The sequence below is a fragment of the Synechococcus lacustris str. Tous genome, assembly GCF_003011125.1.
Taxonomy (GTDB): Bacteria; Cyanobacteriota; Cyanobacteriia; order PCC-6307; family Cyanobiaceae; genus Synechococcus_D; species Synechococcus_D lacustris.
The window spans coordinates 1-5955 of sequence record NZ_PXVC01000096.1; the positions used below are offsets into that span (position 1 = coordinate 1).

At 52.7% G+C, this 5955-nt stretch carries 6 protein-coding genes; 3 read left to right on the top strand and 3 right to left on the bottom strand.

Translation table 11 applies throughout. The annotated features are described in order from the left end of the window. Positions 1–312 (bottom strand): hypothetical protein (locus C7K08_RS15595; RefSeq protein ID WP_206603851.1); only part of this gene is annotated, 312 nt, incomplete at its 3' end. Positions 313–780: 468 nt separating this feature from the next. Beyond that, positions 781–1983: an ATP-binding protein gene (locus C7K08_RS12250; protein WP_106500872.1), complete on the bottom strand. Its 1203-nt coding sequence runs from the start codon at positions 1981–1983 to the stop codon at positions 781–783. 955 nt (positions 1984–2938) lie between these two features. Here C7K08_RS12250 and C7K08_RS12260 point away from each other — a divergent pair. Then, positions 2939–3199: a hypothetical protein gene (locus C7K08_RS12260; RefSeq protein ID WP_423218700.1), complete on the top strand. Its 261-nt coding sequence runs from the start codon at positions 2939–2941 to the stop codon at positions 3197–3199. Here C7K08_RS12260 and C7K08_RS12265 read toward each other — a convergent pair. Next, positions 3192–5132 carry a glycosyltransferase family 39 protein gene (locus C7K08_RS12265; RefSeq protein ID WP_341272168.1) on the bottom strand — a complete coding sequence of 647 codons (1941 nt, stop codon included), beginning with the start codon at positions 5130–5132 and terminating at the stop codon, positions 3192–3194. The genes C7K08_RS12260 and C7K08_RS12265 overlap by 8 nt on opposite strands. A gap of 78 nt (positions 5133–5210) precedes the next feature. Here C7K08_RS12265 and C7K08_RS12270 point away from each other — a divergent pair, with 78 nt between their 5' ends. Both C7K08_RS12270 and C7K08_RS12275 read left to right on the top strand, forming a co-directional pair. After that, the gene (locus C7K08_RS12270; RefSeq protein WP_106500875.1) at positions 5211–5570 is read left to right on the top strand and encodes a nucleotidyltransferase domain-containing protein; all 360 of its coding nucleotides are present in this window, start codon (positions 5211–5213) and stop codon (positions 5568–5570) included. Then, positions 5567–5955 (top strand): HEPN domain-containing protein (locus tag C7K08_RS12275; protein ID WP_106500876.1); only part of this gene is annotated, 389 nt, incomplete at its 3' end. The genes C7K08_RS12270 and C7K08_RS12275, both read left to right, overlap by 4 nt.

Below are 5955 nucleotides of genomic sequence, written 5' to 3' on the forward strand. Positions count from 1 at the left end.
ATATATAAAAGCGTGAATATCTGGGCGAGTTGGGAAAGAATCGTAGCCACCAGCGGCTAATCCACCATCAACGCTATGAATAAACGTGTAGGTTGCTAGGCTTCCATCGCTAAACTTTGGTTGAAATACTTGAAAGTCATTTTTATTTGGTGTTGTTGTAATTGGCCCTGCATAGTAAAATCCAAGGGTGCTTGCTGGAAATCCAGCATTGTCGTAAGTTACATTGGCTGGTGAAACCGAGCCAACAAGATTTACAAGGCCACTGCCAAGATTATTTACCCCATAAATACTTGTATTTGTATAGCTATTCACAGTGGGATTATTTATGGTGTTAATTCCATTGGGAACATTYATTAYTGTCCAGGTGCCGCTGCCATTTCCTTGTGATGTATTGGCGGCATTTATGGGGCCTTGGTAAACAAGTCCCTGTGCTGCTGGGTTGCCRCCATTGGCTAAATTTTTTGTTCCGGTGATAATATAATCACCGCTACTATTGCCACCAGTTATGCCTTGAAGGGCATAGGAAGTYGGATAGGTGCTGCCACTCTCATAGGCAAAGAATGGCGTAAATAAACTTGATTGTGCAGGAGGAGTGCTTGATGCGGCAGAGGGTGTTGCTAGGCTTTGCAATATTGTTTGCCACATTAATAAAGCACCCGGTTGCTTAAAAAAACCGGCTTGAAATAGGTATGTGAACCAAGCAAATTGAGCAGAATTCATTGATTCATTCGGCTAATTAATTACTTTAGTGCCATGGGATGCTTTAGCGGAAAAACTTATTTAACTTAACATGTTTATAGCATTGAAATTGCTTATTAATCCCCCYAGTTCAGCAAGGCTAATTACTTCAATGGCTTCCCCAATCGGATAGCGATCTGCTGCTGAGCTCACCACAAAGGTTTTATTTGGCTTCAGATCAGCTCGGGCTTGRTGAAAGCCTTTGCTGAGTTTTGGTGCTAATCCGCGCTTTATTTCAATTGCCCAGCGTTGGCCACAAGCAAAATCCAACACCAGATCCATTTCGGCTCCTGCAGCAGTGCGATAAAACGAGGCYTCRCATCGCTCCGGTGCCACACTTAATAGGGTTTCCACTACGAACCCTTCCCAGCTGCCACCCACAACGGGATGACCAAATAATGCATCTCGATCATCTACKCCTAGTARAYTATGAAGTAAGCCRCTATCTCGCACATAAATCTTTGCTGATTTCACTAATCGTTTRGCTATATTTACATGTAAKGGCTGTARRCGGCGCACCAGCAACAAATCTACCAACAGATCTAAGTAGCGAGCCACGGTTTTGCTATCAATTCCCAGGCTTCTACCCAGCTCTGCTGCATTTAGTAAACAGCCTTGGTGATGGGCAAGCATTAGCCAAAATCGACGCAATGTTTCGGCAGGGATGCGTAACCCCAATTGCGGCACATCGCGTTCTAAATAAGTGCGGATAAAATTTTCTCKCCAAATTGCGCTRGAGCCATCATTAGTGGAAAAGAAGCTATCWGGAAAACCACCGCGAATCCATAGTTTWTCTTGTTCTTTCTCGCCCACTTCTAAAATATTTAAGCCTGTGAGTTCTAGATAAGCAATTCTTCCAGCCAAACTTTCGCTGCTCTGACGGATTAACTCTCCAGAGGCGGAACCAAGTAGCAAAAAGCGGCCGCTGCGTAGCCCTTGCCGGCGGCCGCTATCAATTAAACCCCGCAGGCTGGCAAATAACTCCGGCATTTGTTGCACTTCATCCAGGATCACTAAGCGGTTGGCTAGGGCTGAGAGATAGAGAGCTGGATCCGTTAATCGGGCTCGATCCGCTGGTGCTTCAAGATCTAAATACACACTKGGGCACTGSTCTGCCAGCTCGCGCGCCAAGCTAGTTTTGCCCACCTGCCTGGGCCCCAGCAGGGCCACYGCTGGGAATTGCGCCAACCGCTCGCGGATCGGCTCAAGCAGCCKCCGCCTTRCCCAGCYYGTYTTTGCTTGCATTCCTGGARTYTAGCGCCAGATTTGCAAGGAGGAAAGCACGGCARMGCTGCGTTTTGGCTGCAACGGYATRCGCAGTAGGGCATTGATTATTAGGCGAGCAACCCGCAATAGTTGCACCCACTTGGGGCAATAGCGTTGWATAAAACGTARATAACTAATGGTTGATAGTTTTAATCGCCGCGAGGATGGAACTTGGCTGCCGSYACCTTTTTGATGGCCAATTAATAATTGTGGCCACCACAGCACMKRAGCWCCYYGRGCTTTTAAACGCAGGCAKAGATCRATATCTTCGTAATAAAGTAAAAAATCKYYGTCGAAGCGWGCCRCTGGCCTGTGGGCTTCAGGTTTTAAAGCCAAACTGCAACCACTTAGCCAATCAACTTCAACTGCAKCAGCTTCTATTGCTTTGTTTTTGATCAGCTGCTCACCAACACGCCTTCGCCGAAATTGCAGGCCGGGATCAATCCAGCCGCCACTGGCTTCAAGCTCTCCCTCGGCACCGCAAACAGCAGTGCCCAGCACTGTGCSTTGATCACAGCYTTTCAGCTTTTGGATCATGCGGGCACATTCATCGCCCCGTCGCAATTGGGTGTCGGGATTAAGCAGCCACACCCAACCGTTAAAACCCGCCGCTGCTAGGTGATCAAAGGCGCGGTTACAACCCCTGCCAAAGCCYTCTCCYTCTTGGCCATTGATGATCTGAATTTCMACTYCCCTGCAGSYCAGCTGGTCTTGCTTGAGGGGAGCMGAAAGCGGTGCATTGTTCACTAGCAACCAAACAAATTGGCACTGTTGTTGCCTGGCGAGGTYCTGCGCCAAGCWTTCAAGGGCCTGCTGGCTGTGGTAAGCCACGGTTACAAGCGCCAGGTTTTGGTTACCATCGCCGCCATGTAGCCCGCCGGCCGTGATCACTCTGCTCAAGTTCAGTTCAGAAGACTGTGGCACCTGCCATCGCATGAGCCACTACGACAGCAAGGTGGCKGARGAATTGGGYTTTGAATTTGTGAGTGTGATGCTGCAAGACACCACTGCATATCGCAAATATCGGCCGGTGTTGCTGGCCCAATAYCCAAATAAAGAAGGCATGGGTTGGCCCACCTACCTATTGGTATCAAACCCTGAGGCTGATTTCAGCATCCACGGCGAGTTAAAGGGCGGCATGCAAAARGGTGAATTTCGCGAAAAACTAACTGCTTTAAAAGATGGGCTCAATTAGCTAATTGCTGCTCCACCGCCTGCACCGCCTTTGGCAGCGACTTTTGCAGTTCACCCAGGCGCCAGATTTCACCCGYTAGAGCGCCACTGAGATCTCCTAGACCCTCCAGCACAGGGTTTGCACTGCGCTTTTGGCCTGCATCCGCCACAGCCCTTGCCCGCCACGGTTGCCAAGCTGCATTCAGCACYACCGCCCGGTAGGCCGGTGGCCAGGGGTTTTGGGGCTCCAGCTGCTCAAGCCGTKCAAACCACTGCTCCGCTTCTAGGGCGCGGTTTTGCAATACGCCAAGCAGGGCAAGGCTCCATAGGGCCTTGGCRTTATTTGGATCTCGCCTSAGCTSAGTGAGGGCTTGTTGGCGCACCTGCACTTGATAGGAGCGGTGGCCATCGAGTTGATGTTGCACGCCAATCGCATCAAATAAGGGAGTTAAGCCCTTGGGGCCYTCGGCTAAGCCAGCGGCAAGCAGCGGAAACCGATCAGCAAATCCTTTGGCCTTTGGGGCCGTTTGCTTGCGCTGCCAGAGTTCAAAAGTGCCTCCCCATGGTTTKGGCCAGCTCTGCTCCAATTTGAACAGGCCACTATTGCGGATTGAATCACTAAATACCTGCGCTTCTGCCCCCACAGATCCTTGGAAACCAGTGCCTAGCAGCAGCTGCTCTGCACTCGCTAATGCCGCTGGGATCTGGGCCGGGTTATTACCCAACTGACGCCCCACCAGCTGGCCGCCAGCGCGGCGGCCGTAGTAGCTCACATTGTGTTGATTAAGGCTGCCGGTGCTGGGTACCACGATCAAGGTGCGAGCCGCCATGGGCTTCTGGGCCTGCAGGTAGCGCACGATTGCTTCCAATGGTTCCGGTGGTGTGCCTTGGCGTTCGATTGCCCTTGCCCTTGTGCTGGCTGTTAAGCCGCCAGCAACCACTAAACCCAGCCCCAATAGGGGCAKGGGCAGTGCCAGCCAACCGCGGGCTAGCACTAAGGCCAGCAGCGGCAGTAGCGGCGCTAGGTAGCGGGGGTCTTTATTGGGGCTAAGAACTGTGAGCAGCGCCCCGGCCGCAAGGCATCCGCTTAGCCAGAACCATTTTTTTGCCACTGGCCGGCGCCAGGTGGCRATTAATAAACCAGCAATGCCGCCAAATAGGGGCAGCTCRCCCACYAGGGCCGGCAGCCGTTTCGGATACCAAAGCCAGCCCGCCAGGCTGCTGGCATTGGGGTCGCCCTCGCGGGCAGCTGATTCCAAGGTGGCCCGTTGGGTGCCCCCCAAGGTGGTAACGAGATTGTGCTGCAACCAGGGCAGCAGCAATGCCAGCACCAGTGCCATGGCCGCCAGCAGCTGCAAACGCCTAGGGCCGCCCAGCCATAGGGCGCTCAAGCTCACCCAAAGCACCGGCAGCAGCAACACCAGCAGGGCGCTTTGTTTAATCAGTAGGGCAGCCGCAATCGCCGCTGCWGCCGCAAGCGCCTGGRGCCAYTTGCCGCCTTTTAGCCAACGCCCCAGCAGCCATAGGGCCCAGGTGCAACTGGCGCAAACCGGTATTTCCAGCACGTAGTCCACCCTTAATTCAGCCAAAAGGGGCATCAAGCAGCAGAGCAGGGCTGCCCCTAAACCAAGGCCGGCACCCATTAATTCACGGCCCCATAGGGCCACAACCAGCAGCAACAAGCCAAACCAAAGGCTGAGGGYCCATGCGGCTTGGTCGGGATGGTCGCCGGCGATGGCGASCACAGTGCCATTWAGCAASGAAGCCAGGGGCGGGATTTTGGGCGATAAATCCAGCAATGGCTGCCAGCCCTGCCAGCTGCCACCGGCTAGTAGCCCAAGGGCCCGGCCATGGTCGAGGGCGCTATTGAGGTAGTCGGCCTGGTCCCAAGCGGGCAGCCGTTGATCCAAATGCAGCCAGAGCCGATCCAGGCCAGTGGCGGCCAGCCAGATCAAGGCCAGTAGCGGCCAGAAATATCGCTCTAGCRGTGGTTTGGCTGCTGMAATTGAGTGTTTGCTAGTTAGCATGATTTTGTGGATAGCACCCTGCAGCCCCTTTCGCCCGTGCAGCAGTTGCGGCTGGCTTCCCATGCCCAATKGTTAGAGCAGTTAAAGGCAAAGCTGAACAATTTTTTGMTGCCCAGTTGCGCTATTTATCTCTTTGGTTCCCGCGCCCGGGGTGATTGGGATGGTTATTCAGATACCGATCTATTGGTGGTGGGCAGCAGCCAAGAAATGGCTGAAATCCAAGCCGATAAATTAAGAGATGGCTTAATTGGTGATGATGTAATAGCTGTGAGTGCTGCCTATTGGCAGGCGATAGGCAGCGAATCATCTCTCCATTGGCAAGCGATTAAACGGGATGCCCAGCTASTGGCGGGTAAAAATCAATGAATGCAAGGCCGCAAGCTTGGTTTCAACAAGCCCAAGATGATTTAGGCGTTGCAAAATTGGTTTGCGCTAAYGGCTTTAATGCCCAGGCCTGTTATTTCGCTTCCCAAGCAGCTGAAAAAGCACTTAAGGGYTTGATTTTGGAATTAGGGGCTGAACCGCCCCACACCCATGTGTTGGCTGAATTAATTAAGTATCTAAAACGGCTTGGCTGCGATGTGAATGGCTTTGATGCCTTGCCACTGCGTAGCCTTAGCAGGTTGGCTGCCACCAGTAGGTATCCGATGGATGCCACCCCGCCCGCTGATCTATTTGAACCCGCCGATGCCAATGGTGCTATTGCATCATCACCAATTAAGCCATCTCTTAATTTATCGGCTTGGATTTC